Origin of the sequence: Streptomyces sp. NRRL WC-3742 (assembly GCF_000720635.1) — a bacterium.
Classification (GTDB): Bacteria; Actinomycetota; Actinomycetes; order Streptomycetales; family Streptomycetaceae; genus Kitasatospora.
In genome coordinates, this window is record NZ_JOCF01000037.1 from 35,944 (window position 1) to 55,036 (window position 19,093).

Sequence of the window (19,093 nt, forward strand, 5' to 3'; positions counted from 1 at the left end):
CAGCCCGGCCCCGGACCGCTGGCCCGGTCGGCCTGGGAAGGACGCTCCGCCCACCTGTCGTGCAAGGCGAAGGGCAAGGAGAACGACGTTGCGCATCCTGGTCGACGGATTAGACCTCTCTGGCAAGACCACCCTGACTCACGCGCTGGTCGGCGAGTTCGCCGACCGCGGTGTCCCGGCCGTGCGCCACCGGGGCATGCTCGCTCACCACCACCCGATCGAGCCGATCCTCAAGCGCCTGCCGCTGTTCCGCCAGCCGGACAGCAGCTTGATCACGACAGCCTTCCTCGGCGCCGGATACGCGCTGGACGCGCTGCTGGTGAAGGCCGACCCGCCCCAGCCGCGGGGCACCGTCCTCGTCCAGGACGGCTACGCGGACCGGACCGTCGCCTTCGGCATCGCGGGCGGCCCCTACCTTGCGGCCGTGCTGGGCCTGCGCTGGCCGGCTCTGTTCGCCCCCTTCGACCTGGCCGTCTACGTCCACGCGCCGATCGCCGTGCGCCGCAAGCGCGTCGCCGGACGCGAGGACATCGACGCGAACGATCGCCGCAGCGTCGAGGACCGCCCCTTCGCCGACCTGTTCAATGCCGTCCTGCTGCACGGCATGGGCCGACGCCACCGGCGCCTGCTCGTCTTCGACACCGCCGAGCACTCCCCGCAGCAGATGGCCCGTCAGATAGCGGACGCAGCTCTCGCGACCGCGTCCACCGAACGGAGGACCGCATGACCGCACCACCCACCGCCCTGGCCGTCCCGACCGAGTTGGCCGGCGCCGCCGCCCGGGGCCTGAGCCAGGCCCTGGGCGGGCGCCCGCTCGTCATCGCCGAGCGGTTCACCTCCGCCGCCCGCACCGCCTACACCGGCCCGGCCGCCATCGAGGCCGCCCGCCCGGTGCTCGCCATCGGCTGCTACCGGCCGTGGCAGGCCGCGTTACCCCTGGCGGTGGTGGCCGCCGAGACGCGCACCGGAATCCGCGGTGAGCACGAGCGGCACACCTGGCCCGAGCAGGTCGACCGCACGGCCCGCCGCGTCCTGGCCGGGCTGGACAAGCCCGTGATCGCCGCCTGGTACGCGACCAACCGTCTCATCGGGTGGGCCGGGCCCGGTGGGCAGGTCGCCGCCATCGACGTGGTCCTTCGGCGGCAGCTGGAGGACAAGGCGTTCTTCGCCCACCTGCTGGCCGAAGCCGGCGTTCCGGCCGCCTTGCGCATCCCCTCGGTGCGGGTCGAGACCCGCCTTCCGTCGCTGGCCGACCTACAAAGAAGCGTCGGCACCCAGCGCCTGGTGGTCCAGTGCGGAGCCGACTCCGGCGGACGCGGGACCGTGTTCGTCCACGACGAGAACGACCTCGACCACGCCTCCCGCATGAGGGGGCCGTACCGGGTGTCGGCGTTCGTGGCGGGCTGGTCGTCCAACACCACCGTGCTGACCGTCCCCGACGGGAACGGCTCGGTGAGCGTCTATGTCGACCGGCCCTCCCACAAGGCGGTCGGCGTCCCGGAGGCGGGGATCGGACCGGGCAAGAGCGCCGGGAACATGTGGAACCGTCCCTGGCCCCGTGCGGCGGCCGAAGCCCTGGTGGACGCCGCGGTGCGGGTGGGCCGGTGGGCCTGGCACACCCACCGCATGGCCGGCCTGTTCGGACTGGACGCCATGCTCACCCCGGACGGCCGCGTGCAGCTGAACGAAATCAACTGCCGCAACCAGGGCACCACCGAGGTCTCCGCCGTCAACCAGCAGCTGCGGGGCCTGCCGCCGTTCCTCCTGGCCCACCTCACCGTCCTGCTGGACGGGCGGGTGGACTGGCTGCCCGACTCGGAGGCGTTCAACGCGGCCACCGTCGAATCCGCCGTCAACCCGACTCCGGGTCCGTTCTACCTGAAGATCCGCAACCGGTACCCGCACCCGGTCGTCCTCAACGACTCGTTGCCCGGCTCCGGCCTCTACAGCGTGCGGGCTGGCCACCTGCTGCATCTCGGCGAAGGCTCCCACCCCGCCCAAGCGAACGCGGACGCCGGGCAGGTGCTGCTGGCCAACCTGCCCGTGCCCGGCGTGGTGTGCCCGCCCGGCGCGGAGATCGGCACCGCCGAAGGCATCGCCACCGCCACCGGCGGCCCCTTCAGCGGCCCCCACGACCTCTCGCCGTACGGCCAGTTCGTCCTCGACGCCCTCGACCACCACCTGATCACCCTCGACCGCCCGGAGGCGACCTCGCGATGACCACCGTCACCACCGCCCCGTCCCTGCGCGACCAGCTGCGGGAACTGCCCGACGAGGCGTTCACCCGCCTGCAGTACCTCGCCCCGGCCGTGGGCTGCCTGAACGCCTGCGCGATGTGCTCCCAGGGCGCCGGTCACGACGTCTGGCAGCTGACCGAACGCGGCCTGACCGACCTGGTCGGCGCGCTGGCCGACGTCGCCGCCGAGCGCGGCCTGCGGCTGGCCGGCGGGCGCGACCACCGCCCCGGCGTGCTGTTCCCCTACCTCGACAACGACATCGCCTCCTATCCCTACCTGGACACCTACGCGGCCCTGGCCCGCGACGTCCTCGGGGTCAAGCTGCGGGTCTCGACCATCGGGTACTCGTCGAACTCGCCGCAGCTGGTGGCCATGCACCAGCGGATCGTCTCCGGCTACGGCGACGTCTTCTCCGGCATCCGCTTCTCGCTGACCCCGTACGCCATCGGCTACCAGGGCAAGGCGCCCGGCACCTCCCGCACCGCCTACACCCACGACCTCGCGTCCGCGCTGGCGACCTACCGGCCGCTGCTGGACCGCCTCGGCCACGGGGCACCAACCGCCGCCGTCGAACTGCGGTTCTCCCCGCTGCTGGGCACCGACCCCCTCACCGACACCCACGTCGGCGGCCGGCACGTCCTGGCCTGCGGCCCGCACCTGCTGATCGCCGAGAACGAGGACGAGATGCCGCTGCCGTACACCGAGATCGAGCGCCTGGACGAGAACAACCAGCCCGTGTACTCCCGCCCCGGCGCCCCCTACCTGCACGTGGTCACCAGCAGCGGCCTGCCGATCCCTGTCCTGGTCGACGACATCCTCACCGGCGCCCTGGACGAGCCGCACCTGGTCACCGAGGTCCGCGTCCACCGGTTCGCCAACGCCGACGGCGACCACTTCGCCGCCGACTGCGACTTCCACCCCGACGGGCGCTTCACCGCCCTGCACCTGTACACGCGCACCGACAAGCGCCGCACCTCGGGCTACACCGACGCCACCCGACACTTCCTCAACGAACTCCTCGCCCACAAGGCGACCAAGGGCCTGGGCCGCCGCGAGGAGTTCCTCGCCGCCACCTGGGCCGACACCGACGCCGTCCTCGCCGCCCTCGCCGCGAAGGCCGAGCGGCTCACCGCCGTGGACCCCAAGGCCGCCGACCACCTGCGCAACGTCGTCGTCCCGCTGGTCACCACCTACGCCACCGCGCTGATCCAGGCCGGCTACCCGGCGAGCCTGTTCTTCTCCCGCGCCTTCACCATCGACACCGGGCAGATCGTCAACCAGGGACGCGCCCAGGGCCTGTTCCGGGGCCTGGCCGCCACCAACGGCGAGCCGATGACCCCCCGCGAGGAACGCGGCTTCGGCCAGGTGAGCGTGTCCAGCTCGCGGGGCCCGATCTGGCGGATCACCCCGCTGCCCACCCACCCCACGACGCTGCCGATCGCGCGCTCCGGCCGCAAGAACCCCACCACCGGCCAACCCGCGCTGCTGGTCGAGGAGATGGACCCCTGCCACCTGTCCCCCGTCATGCGCGCCACCGGCTGCCGCCTGCGGCGCTTCACCCTCACCGGGATCGACATTGAGCACACCGGCCGCACCCAGGGCACCGCCGCGTTCGGCATGCCCGGGTTGACGCCCACCTCCTGACACCCCAACCACCACCGGCCCCACCCGCACCGCCTTCAGGTGAACCCGGCGCGCAACACCCACGCCGGGCACCAGCGGTGGCGATACTGAGGCCCATGACCGAGCAAGGGACCATGACCCCTTTCAGCAGGATCAAAATCCGTACCGGAGCGCTCGTCTTCTGCGGCGACCAGGTCGCCCTCATCCGCCGCGAGCGCCCCGACTCCGTCCACTACACCCCGCCCGGCGGCAACGTCGAGGCCGGCGAGGACCTGGAGGCCGCCCTCGCCCGCGAGCTCGAAGAGGAGCTGGGCCTCAAGCCCGGCCAGGCCACGACCCCCGAACTGCTGTGGGTGGTCGACCAGCGGGTCAGCCGCCCCGGATCCACCCCGCCGCCGCGCAAGCTCCACCTGATCTACCGGCTGCACATCGCCGAGGACGTCCGCGACCAGCTCGCCGCCGAGGAGTACGACGAGCTGCCCGACGGCAGCCACGAGGTCGGGTTCATCGACTGGATCGACTACCGCAAGACCGCCGACCTGCCGATCTTCCCGCCGATCGGCCCCGCCCTGGCCGCGCTGCCCACCGCAGACGCCCCGGTTGGCAGCGCGGCCCTGCCCGCGGTGACCGACGAGAACTACACCTGGGTGTAAAGCCCGCACGACAAGCCTGTGCCCCGGCCCTTCGTGGCCGGGGCACAGGTGTTCAACTCGACGGGGTTCTACGCGCCGCCGCGGAACAGGCCGAGGACCTGCTGCAGAGTCTCCAGAGCCCGGCGGCCGAACAGGGTGAGGGCGACGACCAGCATCCCGGTGAGCACGCTGCCCGCCTGCACGCTTCCGGCGAGCCCAGCGGCGAGCGTCGCCCACGTCAGGGCGGGGAACGCCACCGCCAGCGCGGCCAGCCGCAGGCTCTCGAAATCCCGTACGGGCTCGATGTCCTTCAGGTCTTCTTCCGGCAGAAGCGCCCCGAGGCGTCCCTCGGCATACTGCTCGGCGATGGTGTGCAGCTTCGCCGCCAAGTCGCATCGCGCGAGCTCCGGATAGGTGTCCATCCTGGCCTCTGCCGCCCGAAGCGCGTTCACCACGCGCCCGGCATGCTCTTTGAGCGCACGCTGGCGGTGTGAGAAGCGCGGTACCGTCGCGTGCCATAAACGCGCCCGTCGTATCGCCCGCTCCGCATCACGCAACAGCCGTGGCAGGGGGAACCGGCTGTCGCTGTCTTCCGAACACGCCTCAAGCGCACACAGGATGGGTCTGAGCGTCCTCAACGACCCCCATCTGCCACGGGTGATGTCCCACGCTATCGAGTTGGCTGCCCGCCACGAGACGGCCATGCCCAGGCTCATCAACTGCACCTGGAACGCGGCCGTGCTCAGTGCCCACTGCCAGCTGGGCACGGCCATGTGAAAGGCGCGAGCTGGATTGAACGCTCGCACCATGCCGTACTCCATCGCCACCGCAACGAACCCGAAGGCCAGGCCACCGACCATGGCAACGGCGAATCGTCCGATCGACGCGTACCCAGCCCTTACCTCAGCTCTGAGTACCGGCGAGATCCGTCGGCCCGCCGCGGTGACGCGGAGTGTTGCCTCCACCTTCCGCAGAAGCCGCCGGGCAGCCGGGCCAGCCGGCGCCGCGATCCCCAGTCGTCTCCACCTTCGTAAGCGTCGGACCGCTCGCGCGATACCGTCCACACCCACCCCTCCTGTGCGCTGGTACCTGGGCTCGTTGCTGACCGGATGCCAGAACGCCCCTGGTCGTTACCGCTAACGCTTCACTCGCCGGAACTCGCGCCGTCCAGGCACCTCCTCGCGTGCAAGCACCCGGGCGTCGCGGAGCGCTCAGCGAACGCCGTCGGTTGCGTCCTGGGCCCTGCGGAGCTGGTTGCTGAGCTGGGCAGCGGTCGCCGCTGCCTCGGCTATCTGCTGGCCAGCCTTCGGCGCATCGGAGTCGCGGGTCATGCGGGGCAAAAGGCCGGCCTGCTGGATGAGGACCCGGGACAGGTCGTCCATCAGCTGCTGCAGTGATTCCAGGGCCCTGGCCAGGTCTCGCGGCCGGTCCCATTCGGCCCGGCCGGTGACCAGGTCCTCGGCCACCGTGTGCACGGACTTGGCGGCGTCGCGGATCAGGTAGGTGGGATCGTAGGCACCCACTGGCGTCCCCCTCGGTCGTGATCGTCGCCCCCAGGTTGCCTGAAGAGACGCCGCCAGGGGCGAGAATGCCCAGAACAGCAAGGAGGGCCGCACCCGGTGCGGGTGCGGCCCAACCAGTCAGTACGGTGCGGAAGCCGAGGGGTCAGGCCGTGCAGCGGCCGTCGTGCCCGCTGCGGCGGGCGGGCAGGTAGCGGCCGTGCCTGGCCCGGCGGGCCAGGTCTCGTTCGAGCAGGACACCGACGGCCTTGTAGACGGCGCTCTGTCCGAGGCCAGTGACCTCGCAGATCCGGGCGGGCGTGATGCCCTGGGCCGGTGCGTCGGCCAGCGCGGCTAAAACGGCCTGGTGGGTGGAGGGTGCCACCTGGGGGCGAGACGGACTCCATTGGATCCGGGCCGAGCAGACGGTGTTCAGCGGGCAGCTTCCGCAGATGCCGGCGGCCTGCGCGAGGTGCTTGCTCGACGGAGCGCCCTTGGCCATCACCAGGGCGTCGAACGGGCCGGGGGCGCCCGCGCAGGCTGCCTTCGCCCAGTCGGTGGTGGGAAGGTTCGGGGCCTGGTCCAGGCCGTAGGTGGACATGGGTGTTCGACTCCTTCGGCAACGGGAAACGGGGTGGGCAAGATCGACCTGCGCGGCCTGTCGTCGCAGGTCAGGACCTGTACGGCCGCCTGCCGCCGGCCTGCCGCAGCGTGCCGGCGGCGGCAGGCCGGCGGCAGGTCACGCGAACGCCTCCAGGGCCTGGAGGACGTCGGCCAAGCGGAAGGCGCTGGGCTCGCCGGGCTGGTCCCGCAGCCGGACGGAGGACAGCTCGACGCCGGCGTCCTTGAGGGCCTTGCTGAGGTTGCGCCCGACCATGGCGAGGCGGTCCGCGCGCTCGTCCCACTTCCCCCAGCGGGCCGGGTCCTCGGAGCGGAGGTGGTCCAGGAGCTGGGCGACAGTCAGGGCCTCCGGGTCGCCCTCGGCGCGGAATGCCTCCCGGACGGTGGCCAGGATGGCGGGCACCTGGGTGGGGCCGGTGTCGGCCTGGCAGAGCTGGACGAGGTCCAGGTACTGCTGCAGCATCCCGGCCTCGGTGAGGCTGCGGGTCAGGTCGGGCAGGCCGGCCGCGAAGCGCTCGGCGCCGACCTTGGCGGCGTACTCGTCGGCGACCTCGCGGACCTGGTAGCGGATCGGGCGGTTGGCCATGCCGGGCAGGCCCTGGGCGTAGATCTGTCCGGCGTCGTTGACCTGGGTGTGGGTGGCGGCCTGGATGAGGTCGGCGCGGTAGCCCTCGGCGATCGCGCCGCCGCCCAGGAGCTCGGTGACGTCCACTCGGCGGCAGGCGCCGAGCAGGCGGGCGGACAGCTTGGGGCCGATCGCCTGGCCGAGGAAGTCCTTGGTGCCGAACTGGCTGCCGCCGTAGAACCAGATGGCCTCCTTGCGGCACAGCAGCAACAGCCGGATCAGTAGGGCCTTGTTGGCGTCGCTGAGCTGGGGCCACTCGTCGACGAACACGCAGATCGCCGGGTGCTCGGGCGACACGCGCCACTTGTTGCCCCAGCCGTAGCGGGCGCGCTGGCGGGCCCGGGCCGAGCACAGCGCGAGCAAGAACATCAGCACGGCGGTGATCTTCTTCTCGTCCATGCACGCGCTGAGCGTGATGGCCGGCCCCAGGGCGCCGACGCCGGTGCCCACCGGGTCGAGGTTGAAGACCACCGCGTCGCGGCAGGCGGTGGCGGCCTCGGCCATGGCGAGCATGACGCCGGACTTGCCGCCGCCGGAGTCGGCGACCATCAGCAGCATCAGCCCGGCGAGGCTGAAGACCAACTGGTCGCCGTCCATGGCCACCCCGAAGTCGGCCGCGTCCACGATGGACGCCGACAGCGGCCCCCGGTACGGCAGTTCGCCGACGACCTCCGGGGAGAAAGGGTTGCGAAGGAGCGCGCGGACGAACGCGCCATCACCGGCCTCGGGGTCGCCCTCCACGAGCAGGCCGTTGCGCCGCAGCTTCAGCCGGGTGATCAGCGCCTTGTAGGTCTCCTCCTTGTTCAGCTCGTCCGGGGTGCCGGTGTTGAACCGCACGTAGAACGACCAGCCCCACGCTTCCTGAGTGGTGGTGACAACCTCGTCCAGGTCCCCGCCCTCGGCGCGGATCGCCTCCGCCAGTACTGCGGCGGCCTGCCCGGTCGTGGTCGACTCCCGCAGCGACTTGGCGGACGGCTCCTCCTGGACCTGGCCGTCCTCCGCCCCCGGCTCGGCGGCCTGGGTGGCCGCCTGGGCCGGCTCTTCCAGGGTGTGATCAGCGGGCGGGTCGAGTTCGGGGATCAGCAGGTCGGCGGGCACCTGCCGGGGCACCAGCGGCACGGGGTGGCGGGTGAGCCACCAGCCGGCGCCCGCGAGGGCCGGGCCGGTGACGGCCAGGGTGACCGGCGCGGCGACGGTGACGGCGGCGAAGGCACCGAGCGCCGGGAGGACGACGAAGGTGAAGCGGACGGCGCCGCGGCCCGCGCGCCAGCGGTCGATCTGCTCGGTAGTGGGCTGGGTGGGGTTGAACGGCATGGCGTTCAGGACCGTCAGGCCGTTGCGGCGGCGGTCCGCCTCGGCGCCCAGGTCGCGCAGGCGCTTCTTCTGCGGGTCGGTCAGGCCCTCGTCGGCGGCCTTCTTCACCAGCTTGTTGATCTGCTTCAGGGTGGTGTCGCGGGCGGTGCGGGCCTCGTCGCGCCGGTCGGTGTGGTGTTCGAGCTGCCGGTGCACGATGCGGCGGCGGATCTCCTCGCGGGTCATGTAGCGCACGCCGGCCCAGTGGACGGTCAGGGCCCAGACGTGCCGCAGGCCCGGCAGGGTGTGGCCGGCCAGGAGCCGGGCGAGGGTGGTGGCGGCGTGGGCGGCCAGCCGTACGGCCCGGCGGGTGGGGCCGGGTCCGCCGGGGACAGTCTTGTCGGTCGGGGGTGCCTGGTGGCCGAGGGCCTCGTCGTCGATGAACTCGCCCTCGTAGACGATGACCTCGGGCAGCAGTTCGCCGTCGTGGCGGGTGGTCATGGGCTTGACGCTCCAAGTGGTCCAGCAGGGGCGGGCGATGAGAGGGAGGGGCGGCCCCCGCGACCGGCGGGCGGTCGCGGGGGCCGAGGTGGTCAGCCGCCGAAGACGTACAGGCCGATGTTGTTGCCGGTGACGGTGGTGATGCCGACGATCACGCCCATGAAGCCGAGGGTGGTGCCGTAGCAGACGGCGATCAGGGTGCCGCCGGCCATTTCCTTCCAGTCCTTGGAACGGCCGCGGGCGGCGATGAGCTTGACGATGTACCAGGTCAGGCCGCACAGGCCGATGGCGGCGCCGCCGGCGCTGACCGGTGTGACGGTGGAGTGCGGCGGGTTCGGGGTGGCCTTGGCGCCGGCGACGTTGGAGGCCACCGCGTCCCCGGCGACGTTCATGCCGTGGCGGAGGGCACCGGCGATGTCGCCGAGGATGCCGGCGGAGTTGACGGTGACCAGCAGCATGAAGAAGAAGACCAGGATGAACGTCTTCTTCTGGCGAAGGAGCTTGTACTTGAAGCCAGCGACGATGGCGACGGTGGCGATCGCCCCGAACAGCAGGGCGCCGAAGCCCGCGTTGGCGGTGGTGTTGTGGAAGAGGTTCATGGTCAGGCTCCGGTGAGGGTGTGGACGATGACGCGCCAGGAGACGATGAGGACCCCGCTCGCGGCGGCCCAGATCAGGGGACGGGTGAGGAGCCAGCCGCGCGGTGAGCGGACGAAGGACCACAGGCCCCGGGCGGCGGCGGACATGAGCGACCAGCCGATGCCGCAGACGGCGCCGAGCAGGCCGGGGACGTGGCGGCCGAGCCAGGTGGAGCCGGCCGCGCAGAGCACGGCGCCGGCCGGTCCGAAGACCGGGGCGGTGATGCCGCCGGTGCTGACGGCGTGCGCGACCCACCCGGCGCCGGTGTAGTGGCCGAGCGGCAGCAGCACGGCCACCGCGAGGGATGCGATGTTGCGGCCGACCTGCAGGCGGCTCCAGTCGGTGCCGTCGCCGCCGTGGGTGGCCTCGCTCCGTTCGATGACGGCGTCGGCGATGTCCGCCCAGCCGGGCTGCAGCAGAGCGGCAACGGTGTCCTGCATGCCGTAGCCGGTGGCCTCGGCCACCAGGTCGATCCCGGCCGGGTAGGCGGGCGGCGGCGGGGGTGGCTGGTTGCCGGTGACCGCGCAGACGGTGGCCATGTCGTCCGCCCGGCCGCAGCCGGACCGGACGGGGCAGGCGGTGCAGATCCCGGCGGCCCAGGTGCCGGCCTGGGCCGGGCGGGGGTTCAGCCACCACATGTCGACGGGCTCGGCGGCGGGGCCGCCGGCGTGGTTGAGGTCGGTCATCGAAGGTCACCTCCCGGTGCGGGGTGTTCGCCAAGAGCGGTCAGAAGGACGGCGCGGGCACGCTGTTCGTCCGGGCCGGGCCGGTCGCGGGGCTGTCCGGCGGCGGGGTGGCCGACGGTGGGGCCGGGCGGGTGGGGCAGCAGGATCACGACCACGGCGGCGTCGGCGGTGGTGCGGTGGCTGCGGCGGCGGTGCCACCACCGGCGTATGCGGGAGATCATCAGGTCCTCTTCCGGGCGGGTGCAGTCGGGGCTGGGGGCCGGTCGGCCGTGGCCGCCCTGGGGCCGGTGCACTTCCCGCGTGGGGTGGCTCGCCGGGCTCCAGGGCGGGCATGATCGGCCGGTCATCCGGCGGTCTTCTTCACCGCTCGGATCTGGTTGCGGACCCACTCGGCGTCGGCGCCGAACTCGCGGCCGAGCGCGGTCGGGGACGGGGTTTCACCGGCGGCGAGAAGGGCGGTGATCCGGTCGCGGACCGCGTCGCGCAACTCGTCCCGGTCACCGGTGGAGCCGCTGCGGGTACCGGTCTTCTTCTCCGCCCGGCGCTTGCGCCGGGCCCGGTTGTCGGCGCCGGTGTCACCGGTGCCGGGTGCCGGGTTACCGGTCGGGTTACCGCTGTGAGTCAGGGCGGGGTTACCGCTGCTGTTACCGGTTGCGGTACCGGCCGGGTTACCGCCCGCGTTACCGGTTCCGGTACCGGTCGGGTTACCGGGTGCGGTAGCGGCGGGCAGGGCCGGGATGCCGGTGGGGCCACCGGCGGTGAGGGCCGGGGCGTCACCGGTGCCGGCGGCGTCCAGGGCGACGGCTTCCACTACCGGCTGCCCGGCGTCCTCGGCGTCCGGTTCACCGGTGGGGTGGTCGATCAGGTTGTGCACCCGCCAGACCACGGTGACGAAGACGAGGACGACGCCGATGATCAGCGGCCTGGGGCCGGTGGCGGTCGGGGCGGCCAGGTGGGCGGCGATGTTGGCGGCGGCCATGATGCCGAGAGCCCACGGCACGTCCTTCTTGCGGCGGAAGGCGGTGACCGCGTACACGTCGATGGCGACCGGCAGCAGCGGGGCCGCGTGGTGGTCGATGCCGACCAGCATGGCCAGCTCGTACTCGCCCTGGGCCGCGAGGCCGACCGCCGCACCGAGGCCGACCCAGGGCAGCGTGCCCCAGAACCGGCGGCTGACCGCGCGGCTCCTGGCCGACCACGAGGTGCGGCGGGCCTGGGCGGCGCGGGCCTTGGCCAGCATCGCCTCGGCGGCGTGCTGCATCTGCTGGGCCCGACCGGTGGCCTCGGCCGCGTCGTCCAGCAGCCGCTGCCTGTCCTGGCCGGCCTGGGTGAGGATCGCGTCCGCGGCCGTGCGGGCCTCGGCCTCGGCCGCCTCGCGCATCTGGGCGAGTTCGCCGGTGTGCTTGTCGCGCTGCTGCTGGCGCTCGGCGTCGGCGGCCTGCCTGGCCTGGGCCAGTTCGGTCTCGATCTCGGCACTGCGGGCGGCGAGTTCCTCGTCCAGGTCGAGCTTGGCCCGCCGGGCTGCGAGTTCGGCCTGGGCCTTGGCCTCGGTGCGGATCGACTCCGCCTCCAGGGCCTTGGCCTTGGCCGCTTCCAGGAGCTCGTTGGCCCGGTCGGTGGCGGCGGTGCGGATCTGTTCGGCCTGGGCTTCGGCCTGCTCGCGCAGCTGCTGGGCGGCCTCGTCGGCGGCCGACCGCACCTCGGCGGCCTTGGCCGACTCGCCCTCGGCCGCCTGCCGCAGACCGGCGGCGGCGGTGCGGGCGGCGGACAGGATCTCCTCGGCGGCCTCACGGGCCCGGGCCAGGACGGCTTGGGCCGCCTCGACCTGGTCCTGGGCGACCTGGTGGGCCTGCTGGGCGTGGAGGTCGGCGATGAGCTTGCGCTGGTCGGCGCCGTCGGCGTCGGCCTCCGACTGGGCGGCGGCGGTGGCCGCCTCCCGCCGCAGGGTCTGGGCCTCGCGGCGGGCGCCGGACAGCAGGTCGGCGGCCTCGGCGTGGGCGGCCTCCAGGATGTCGGCGGCGGTGGGTTCGGGTCGAAGCGGCTCGAAGAGGTGGGCCCGGTGGGCGCCGGGGATGTCGGGGAGGCGGTGGGGCGAGGTCACCGGGGCGGTTCCTTAGTCCAGGTGGAGGCGAGGCGGGCCGCGGCGTCGGCGGCGTCGCCGCGGTCCAGGGCCTCGTTGATGCGGTCTGCGGTGGTGCGGGCGGCGGTGGCGCCGGTGCGGGCGGTGTCGGCCGGGTCGGCGGGGGCCGGGCCGGCGTGGACAGCGGCCACGGCGATCAGCCCTGGCGGCGGCGCTCGGCGTCCGCCCAGGCCCATCCGGCCCGGTCGGCGGCCGTGGCGGCCTTGCTGCGGCGGATGCGGTCGCGGCGTTCGCGCTCGACCTGCTTGCGCTGCTTGCGGTCGGTGGCCGATTCGCGGCCCGCGTAGGTGCCGCCGGCCATCTGGCGGTCGTTGCCGAAGAGTCCGAAGAAGGCCATCACGCCGCCTGCGATCGCGTGGCGGTCACCCGGATGGCCGAGCTGCCGCAGCTGCCCACGGCCTCGACGTACGCGCCGCTGGTCCGCACACTGGGGGCGCCGATCGCGCGGACGAGGGTGTCGATGAGGTGGGCGGGCAGGGGCTGGGCGACGTCGATGGCCACCCCGGCGTTCAGGCCGGCGCATCCGGCGATCACGTCGAGCAGGTCGGAGACCAGGTCGTCGGTGTCCTGGTGCTCGCCGAGGCCGGCGGGGCGGACACCGGTGTGGTGGTCGATCACGGCCAGCAGCTGGGCCAGGGAGGCCCGCAGGTGCAGGATCGCCAGCGCCAGGTCGTCGACGCTCATGGTCTTCAGCGGCAGGCGGACCGCCTCGGCCAGGTAAGCCCTGCCCAACGCGATCGCCGCCTCGCGTCGGGCGGCCGGCGTGTCGGCCGGAAGGCAGTCCCAGGCCATGGCCGTGAACACGTCGGGGTCGGGGGCGAGGAACACCGGCTCGGCGGCGGGGCCGGACGGGTGCGGGACGGGCCCGCTGGGGGTCTTGGTCTGGATACGCTTGCGCACAGCTCGTTCTCCTCGGTACATGAGGGACGGGTCAGGCCCCTGACCAGCGGTTGCGTCGCTCGGTCGGGGGCCGCTGCCGTTTGCGGGCATGGCGGGCAGGGCCCGCCGGGAGGAAATCCCCTCGGGGGATTGGTGCGGCTCCAGTAAAGCGCGACCCCCTCGCGGGGTCAATAGATCCCCTCGGGGGATTGCTTGGGTTGCGGTGGGGGCCTAATGTCTCCCTCATGAAGAAGCCGGATCCCCCCGCCTCCGCCGAGTTCCGGCGGGTGGCGCAGGCCATCCGCGACCGCGTTCGCGATGGCACCTACAAGCCGGGGCAACGCCTGCCGGCGGCCCCGGCCATGGCCGAGGAGCTCGGCAGCAACCGCAGCGCGGTCGAACGCGCGGTGCGGGTCGTGGCAGCCGAGGGCCTGCTGACGACCCGGCAGGGGTCGGGCGCCTACGTGTCGCGGATCATCCACTCGATCACGCGCGACGGCACCGGCCGGTACCGTAAGGCCCGGCGCGAGGAGGCCGGCCCCGAGGGCGTCCAGGCCCGCGGCGCGTTCGAGGCCGAGCTACGGCGGATGAACCTGGTGCCGCGCAACCATCCCAGCGTGCGCCGCGAGGTCCCGCCGCCGCAGGTCGCCGAGATCCTGGGCGTCGATCCGAACCAGGTGAGCGTCGTGGTGCGCGACCGGCGGATGTACGCCGCCCCGGCCGACGCGCCACCTGGCGACCTGGGCACCCCGGTGCAGATCGCCACCACCTACATCCCGCTGGACATCGCCGGCGGCACGGTGCTGGAGGACCTCGACACCGGCGCGGGCGGCATGATCAGCCGTCTGGCGGAGATGGGGCATACCCAGGTCCGGATCGGCGAGAAGATCAAGGTGCGTACGCCAACCCCGGAGGAGGCGGAGTTCCTGAGCCTGGACCTGGACAACCGCGTCTGCCAGATCACCCACACCGCCTGGACCGCCGAGGACCGGGCCGTGGAGGTGACCGTCCACATCCTTCCGGCCAGCCTCTGGGAGCTCAGCTACAGCTGGGACATCGAGAACGGCTGACCGGACGCCGGCGGCGAGATGCCGAAGGCGGGCCGGGGCTTTCCCGGCCGAGCGCCCGACTTGACGGGCGCGAAGGGACCGGGGAGGCAAGCTCCGGCCCCGCACCACGAATCCCATCCGCGAGCTCAAGGAGAACGGCACATGCCGAGCACCACCACCAGCGGCGGCACGATCCTGCGTGACGCCAGCGCCCGCTACCGCAAGGCCAGCCGCGAAGAGGGCGGCGCCCGCGGCGCGTTCGACGCCGAGACCAAGCGGTCCGGCGGTGCCCCGCGCGCCGAGGTCACCGTCCGCCGCGACTCCGTGCCGGCCGACGTCGCCGAGCTCCTGGGCGCCGAGACCGCCGTCGTGCGTGCGCGCAAGATGTACGACGGCGACACGCTCGTGCAGCTGGCCGACACCTACATCCCGGTGGACGTCGCCGAGGCAGCCGGGGTCGAGCAGGTGGACACCGGCGTCGGCGGCATCATCAGCCGTTTCGCCGAGGCCGGGTTCGCCCAGGCCGAGGTGACCGAGGACGTCACGCAGATCGAGGCCGACGCCGACCAGGCCGCCGCCCTCGGCGTCCAGGCGGGCGACAAGCTGCTGCAGATCCTGCACGTCGGCCGCACCGAGTCCGGCCGCGTCGTCGAGGTCACCCAGCACGTGCTGGGCGCCGGCTGGACCCTGCGCTTCTCGGTGCCCCTGGCCTGACGAAGCCCCCGGTCACAGGCTCCGCGGCTGCAACCGCACAGCCCGACCGGCTGCGTAACTCTATGAGTTCGCGCATGGTGCCCGCCCCATCGGCCGGCGCCGACAACCGAACATGCACTGAACACGAAGAAGCGGACCCATCCGTGAGACAGATGCGGGTCCGCTTCTCCTGACTGCGGCGCCGACTCCCCACCGCCCGCGCAAGCGCGGGACGCCGGTGCAGGCTGCAACCTGCCCTGATCCGGTGGGATTTCGTGCGCCCGGAGAGCGCCATGCCAGTGACACGACCACATCTCCGCCACCACGGTAGCAACCCGCAGGGCCGGCTGGACACCGCCGCGGGCCGGGAGGGGGCCCGGTGAGCTACGGCTACATCGCCCGCGGCCCGATGGCCGCCGACCAGTTCGAGGCACGCTTCACCCGGATCGCCAACCAGCTCTTCCGCGACCCGCGCATCTCCTTCAAGGCCAAGGGCATCTTCGGCCTGATCTCCACCCACAAGGACGGCTTCGGCCTGTCGCTGGAATCCATCGCCGCCAGCTCCACCGACGGCATCTCCGCCGTCCGCACCGGCCTGAAGGAGCTCGAGCGCTACCGCTACCTGGTCCGCGAGCGCGAGCGCAACGACGCCGGCCATCTGCAGCAGACCCGCTACTGGATCACCGACATGCCCGACGGCCTGGTGATCACCCTGAGCCCGGACCCCGGGCACGGGCAAGACCCCAGCTCAGCACCAGCATGCGAAAACTGCACCCTGGACACCGGGGCGCAAACGCCCAGCTCGGACCCTGAATGCGGATTTCCACAGGTGGACGACCCACCTGTGGACGATCACCCGCATAAGAAGACCAACATCAAGAAGACCATCTCTCTCCCCCGCCCCACCGGCCCCGCCCAGGCCCCGGACGGCCCCGTGGTCGAGAGAGAGAATCCGGCTCCGCCGACCGGCACCGACCCAGCCACCGAGGTGGCCGCCGCGTGGATCACGGTGCGCGAACGGCTCGGGCGGCCGGTGCCACCGCTGGCCGGTGCGAAGATCGCCGCCGCTGCTGCCGCTCTGCTGGCCCAGGGCCTGGAGGCGGCCGTGCTGACGGCCGCCGCCGCTGACATGGCCACCCGGGACGGCTGGAGCGACCTCGCCCGCCACCTGGAGCACTTCACCCCGGCGCCCGCCGTGCCCGCCCAACGGACGACCGCTGCCTGGTGCGGCAGCTGCAACAACGGCCACCCGCCGGCCAGCGCGGCCGAGCGGATGCGCGAGACGCCGGACGGCCGCGTCGTCCGCTGCCCTGCCTGCCACCCGGCCGCCGCCTCCTCCTGACCAGCCTCCGCCCCGGCCGGCAGGCGGTCCGCGCTGCCCGGCCCGGGCCCCGCACACCCTCGGAGCCCTTCCATGACCCAGACCATCCTCGACACCGGCGACACGCTCGACACCTTCGGCCGGATCCCGCCGCAGGACATCGAGGCCGAGCAGTCCGTCCTCGGCGGCATGCTGCTGTCCCAGGACGCCATCGGCGAGGTGATCGCCCACCTCAAGCCGCGCGACTTCTATCGCCCGGCCCACGCGGTCGTGTTCACGGTGATCCTGGACCTGTACGGCCGCGGCGAGCCGGCCGACCCGATCACGGTGGCCGCCGAGCTCACCAAGCGCGGCGACCTGGTCCGCGTCGGCGGACCCTCCTACCTGCACCACCTGGTGAACGTGGTGCCCACCGCCGCGAACGCCGGCTACTACGCGGAGATCGTCGCCGAGCGGGCCCAGCTGCGGCGCCTGACCGAGGCCGGCACCCGCATCGCCAACATGGGCTACGCGGCAGACGGCGACGCCGCCCAGATCGCGGACGCCGCCCAGGCCGAGCTGTACGCGGCCGTGGACGTCCGCGCCGAGGACGAGCCGAAGTCCCCGGCCGACACGCTGGAGGCCACATTCGACGAGCTCGACCGCATCGCCCGGCACCAGGGCGCGATCACCGGAGTACCGACCGGCTTCGCCGACCTGGACAACCTGCTGCAGGGCCTGCACCCCGGCCAGCTCATCGTCGTGGCGGGCAGGCCGGGGCTCGGGAAATCCACGCTGTCCATGGATTTCGCCCGCGCGTGCGCGATCCGCCACGGCCGCACCGCCCTGGTCTTCTCCCTGGAGATGAGCCGCGACGAGATCAACATGCGGCTGCTGTCCGCCGAGGCCCGCGTCGGCCTGCACCGCATGCGGGCCGGAACGCTGACCGAGGACGACTGGGCCCGCCTGGCCCGCCACCGCGAGGCTGTCGCCGCCGCCCCGCTGTTCGTCGACGACTCCCCGAACCTGACGCTGCTTGAGATCCGCTCCAAGGCCCGCCGCATCAAGCAGCAGCGCGGCCTGGACCTGGTGGTCGTGGACTACCTGCAGCTGCTGACCCACGGAGGCCGCCGGCCCGAGTCCCGCCAGCAGGAGGTCGCCGACATGTCCCGCTCCCTCAAGCTGCTGGCCAAGGAGCTCGGCGTGCCCGTCGTCGCGCTCTCCCAGCTCAACCGCGGCCCCGAACAGCGCACCGACAAGAAGCCGATGCTGTCCGACCTGCGCGAGTCCGGCGCGGTCGAGCAGGACTCCGACGTGGTGATCCTGCTGCACCGCGAGGACGCCTACGACAAGGAGTCCCCGCGCGCCGGCGAAGCCGACCTCCTGGTGGCCAAGCACCGCAACGGCCCCACGGCGGTCGTGACCGTGGCCGCACAGCTCCACACGTCGCGGTTCGTCGACATGGCCGCCTAGCAATCCCCCGAGGGGATCTATTGACTCCGCGAGGGAACTGCCGCTTTACTGGGGGTCGCCAGGGAAATCCCCCGAGGGGATTTCCCTTCGGTCGAGTGCGTCCGGCGCCCGCATGCGGCGTCACGCCCGACGGCCTCCTCCCCCTTCCTCGCGTCGCCGCGTCGGTGACGCGCATCCAGCAGCGGCGATGCCGCACGAAAGGGAGCCCATGTCCGCCGACACCGAGCCCGACCCGCGCACGGTCACCTTCCGCAGCGCGGACGGCCGCGAACGCGCCTACGTCTTCGCCGAGTTGCCCTGCCCGGGCCTGCACGACGATGTCCAGCACGCGTTCACCGCGACCCTGGGCCAGGCGAGTGCCCTGGCCACCTCGGACCAGTACTTCTCCTCGCTGCGGCGCTTCCTGTCGTTCCTCGACACGCTCGGCGAGCCGTTCGCGGCGCTGTCCGAGCTGCGGGTGCGGCACTTCGAGCAGTACCGGGCCAGCCGGGCCGTGACGGTCAGCCAGGACGCCTGGGGCCGGGAGGTGTCGGTGCTGTTCCGGCTGCTGAAGAACGCGCCCTACGGGAGCCTGTCCCCGGAGCTCGGCGACCAGGTCATCCGGCCCGGCCATCTGCGCGAGGTCGGCGTGCGCGTGGTGCGGCCCCGCTCGCAGCCGGTGCCGCTCTACTCCCGGCGCGAGCTCGACCGGCTGCTGGCGGCGGCCCGCACGGATGCGGCCCGCACCGCGGCGCCCGGCGGTCCGGGCCTGGAAGAGGGGGGCCTGGCGCCGATGCTCGTGCTGGCCACCGCCCTGAGCGCGCTTCGGGCGAGCGAGATCCACGACCTGTCGGCCGAGCACACGATGGCCGACAGCGGCGGGCGGGCGGTTCTGGTCCGCGCCCACCTGGCCCGGCAGCCCGGCAGCCGCACGCTCACCTGGGCGGTCGGCGGCGGCGAGGGCGACTGGCTGCGGCAGGCCGGCGACTTCTACCTGATGGTGCACCGGCTCACCGCCCACGCCCGCCGGGCGTCCGGGTCGGACCGCCTGTGGTGCGTCTGGACGCCGAGCGGGCCCCGCGTCCCCGCGGGGCCCTCCCTGGCCCGGTTCCTGTCCGGGTGGGCGGCGGACCGCCGGCTGAGCGGCGACGACGGCAGGCCGCTAGCGCTCACGCTGCCCAGGCTGCGGTCCACCGTCCGAGTCGCTGCGGCCGGCTGACTCCTC

20 protein-coding genes are annotated in these 19,093 nt (G+C 73.0%); 9 read left to right on the top strand and 11 right to left on the bottom strand.

The features are described from left to right. The first annotated feature begins 88 nt into the window (after positions 1 to 88). The 4 genes from IH61_RS0121060 to IH61_RS0121075 all read left to right on the top strand — a co-directional run bounded on the left by IH61_RS0121060 (position 89) and on the right by IH61_RS0121075 (position 4,513). Complete coding sequence (locus IH61_RS0121060) at positions 89 to 727, top strand: hypothetical protein (RefSeq protein ID WP_031072060.1); 639 nt, start codon at positions 89 to 91, stop codon at positions 725 to 727. Further along, the gene (locus IH61_RS0121065) at positions 724 to 2,220 is read left to right on the top strand and encodes a hypothetical protein (RefSeq protein WP_031072062.1); all 1,497 of its coding nucleotides are present in this window, start codon (positions 724 to 726) and stop codon (positions 2,218 to 2,220) included. Before IH61_RS0121060 ends, IH61_RS0121065 begins: the two co-directional genes overlap by 4 nt. After that, positions 2,217 to 3,881 (top strand): hypothetical protein, encoded by a 1,665-nt coding sequence (locus IH61_RS0121070; protein ID WP_031072064.1) that lies wholly within the window; start codon positions 2,217 to 2,219, stop codon positions 3,879 to 3,881. Before IH61_RS0121065 ends, IH61_RS0121070 begins: the two co-directional genes overlap by 4 nt. Before the next feature lie 95 nt (positions 3,882 to 3,976). Continuing rightward, the gene (locus tag IH61_RS0121075; RefSeq protein WP_031072066.1) at positions 3,977 to 4,513 is read left to right on the top strand and encodes an NUDIX hydrolase; all 537 of its coding nucleotides are present in this window, start codon (positions 3,977 to 3,979) and stop codon (positions 4,511 to 4,513) included. A gap of 68 nt (positions 4,514 to 4,581) precedes the next feature. On the opposite strand, the gene IH61_RS44720 is transcribed toward IH61_RS0121075, so the two are convergent. From IH61_RS44720 to IH61_RS0121130, 11 genes are all read right to left on the bottom strand, one after another. Further along, positions 4,582 to 5,352, bottom strand: coding sequence for a hypothetical protein (locus IH61_RS44720; RefSeq protein ID WP_051837591.1), 771 nt, complete (start codon positions 5,350 to 5,352; stop codon positions 4,582 to 4,584). 351 nt (positions 5,353 to 5,703) lie between these two features. Further along, positions 5,704 to 6,015, bottom strand: a complete 312-nt coding sequence (locus IH61_RS0121085; protein ID WP_031072070.1) for a hypothetical protein — start codon at positions 6,013 to 6,015, stop codon at positions 5,704 to 5,706. Between the two features lie 142 nt (positions 6,016 to 6,157). Beyond that, positions 6,158 to 6,592, bottom strand: coding sequence for a MarR family transcriptional regulator (locus IH61_RS0121090; RefSeq protein ID WP_031072071.1), 435 nt, complete (start codon positions 6,590 to 6,592; stop codon positions 6,158 to 6,160). Positions 6,593 to 6,730: 138 nt separating this feature from the next. Continuing rightward, positions 6,731 to 9,031 carry a DUF3631 domain-containing protein gene (locus IH61_RS0121095; protein ID WP_031072073.1) on the bottom strand — a complete coding sequence of 767 codons (2,301 nt, stop codon included), beginning with the start codon at positions 9,029 to 9,031 and terminating at the stop codon, positions 6,731 to 6,733. A gap of 92 nt (positions 9,032 to 9,123) precedes the next feature. Beyond that, positions 9,124 to 9,630 carry a hypothetical protein gene (locus tag IH61_RS0121100; RefSeq protein WP_031072074.1) on the bottom strand — a complete coding sequence of 169 codons (507 nt, stop codon included), beginning with the start codon at positions 9,628 to 9,630 and terminating at the stop codon, positions 9,124 to 9,126. A gap of 2 nt (positions 9,631 to 9,632) precedes the next feature. Next, positions 9,633 to 10,355 carry a hypothetical protein gene (locus tag IH61_RS0121105; protein ID WP_031072076.1) on the bottom strand — a complete coding sequence of 241 codons (723 nt, stop codon included), beginning with the start codon at positions 10,353 to 10,355 and terminating at the stop codon, positions 9,633 to 9,635. Further along, positions 10,352 to 10,576 carry a hypothetical protein gene (locus IH61_RS0121110; protein WP_158845136.1) on the bottom strand — a complete coding sequence of 75 codons (225 nt, stop codon included), beginning with the start codon at positions 10,574 to 10,576 and terminating at the stop codon, positions 10,352 to 10,354. The genes IH61_RS0121105 and IH61_RS0121110 overlap by 4 nt, the downstream gene beginning before the upstream one ends. A gap of 122 nt (positions 10,577 to 10,698) precedes the next feature. Then, positions 10,699 to 12,456, bottom strand: a complete 1,758-nt coding sequence (locus tag IH61_RS0121115) for a hypothetical protein (RefSeq protein WP_031072081.1) — start codon at positions 12,454 to 12,456, stop codon at positions 10,699 to 10,701. Beyond that, complete coding sequence (locus IH61_RS47060; RefSeq protein WP_158845138.1) at positions 12,453 to 12,626, bottom strand: hypothetical protein; 174 nt, start codon at positions 12,624 to 12,626, stop codon at positions 12,453 to 12,455. Before IH61_RS47060 ends, IH61_RS0121115 begins: the two co-directional genes overlap by 4 nt. Before the next feature lie 5 nt (positions 12,627 to 12,631). Next, positions 12,632 to 12,832, bottom strand: a complete 201-nt coding sequence (locus IH61_RS0121125) for a hypothetical protein (RefSeq protein ID WP_031072082.1) — start codon at positions 12,830 to 12,832, stop codon at positions 12,632 to 12,634. Beyond that, positions 12,832 to 13,395: a hypothetical protein gene (locus tag IH61_RS0121130; RefSeq protein WP_031072084.1), complete on the bottom strand. Its 564-nt coding sequence runs from the start codon at positions 13,393 to 13,395 to the stop codon at positions 12,832 to 12,834. The genes IH61_RS0121125 and IH61_RS0121130 overlap by 1 nt, the downstream gene beginning before the upstream one ends. 224 nt (positions 13,396 to 13,619) lie before the next feature. Between IH61_RS0121130 and IH61_RS0121135 the strand changes: the two genes are divergently transcribed. The 5 genes from IH61_RS0121135 (at position 13,620) to IH61_RS0121155 (ending at position 19,087) form a co-directional block, all read left to right on the top strand. Next, on the top strand, positions 13,620 to 14,444 hold the full coding sequence (locus IH61_RS0121135; RefSeq protein WP_031072086.1) for a GntR family transcriptional regulator: 825 nt from the start codon (positions 13,620 to 13,622) through the stop codon (positions 14,442 to 14,444). Between the two features lie 141 nt (positions 14,445 to 14,585). After that, entirely contained in the window at positions 14,586 to 15,137 is a 552-nt protein-coding gene (locus IH61_RS0121140) for a UTRA domain-containing protein (RefSeq protein WP_031072087.1), read from the top strand. Between the two features lie 358 nt (positions 15,138 to 15,495). Further along, complete coding sequence (locus IH61_RS43075) at positions 15,496 to 16,458, top strand: hypothetical protein (protein ID WP_051837593.1); 963 nt, start codon at positions 15,496 to 15,498, stop codon at positions 16,456 to 16,458. Between the two features lie 33 nt (positions 16,459 to 16,491). After that, positions 16,492 to 17,889 carry a replicative DNA helicase gene (gene dnaB, locus IH61_RS0121150; RefSeq protein ID WP_420713991.1) on the top strand — a complete coding sequence of 466 codons (1,398 nt, stop codon included), beginning with the start codon at positions 16,492 to 16,494 and terminating at the stop codon, positions 17,887 to 17,889. A gap of 208 nt (positions 17,890 to 18,097) precedes the next feature. Beyond that, complete coding sequence (locus IH61_RS0121155; RefSeq protein ID WP_031072093.1) at positions 18,098 to 19,087, top strand: hypothetical protein; 990 nt, start codon at positions 18,098 to 18,100, stop codon at positions 19,085 to 19,087. Positions 19,088 to 19,093: the final 6 nt, after the last annotated feature.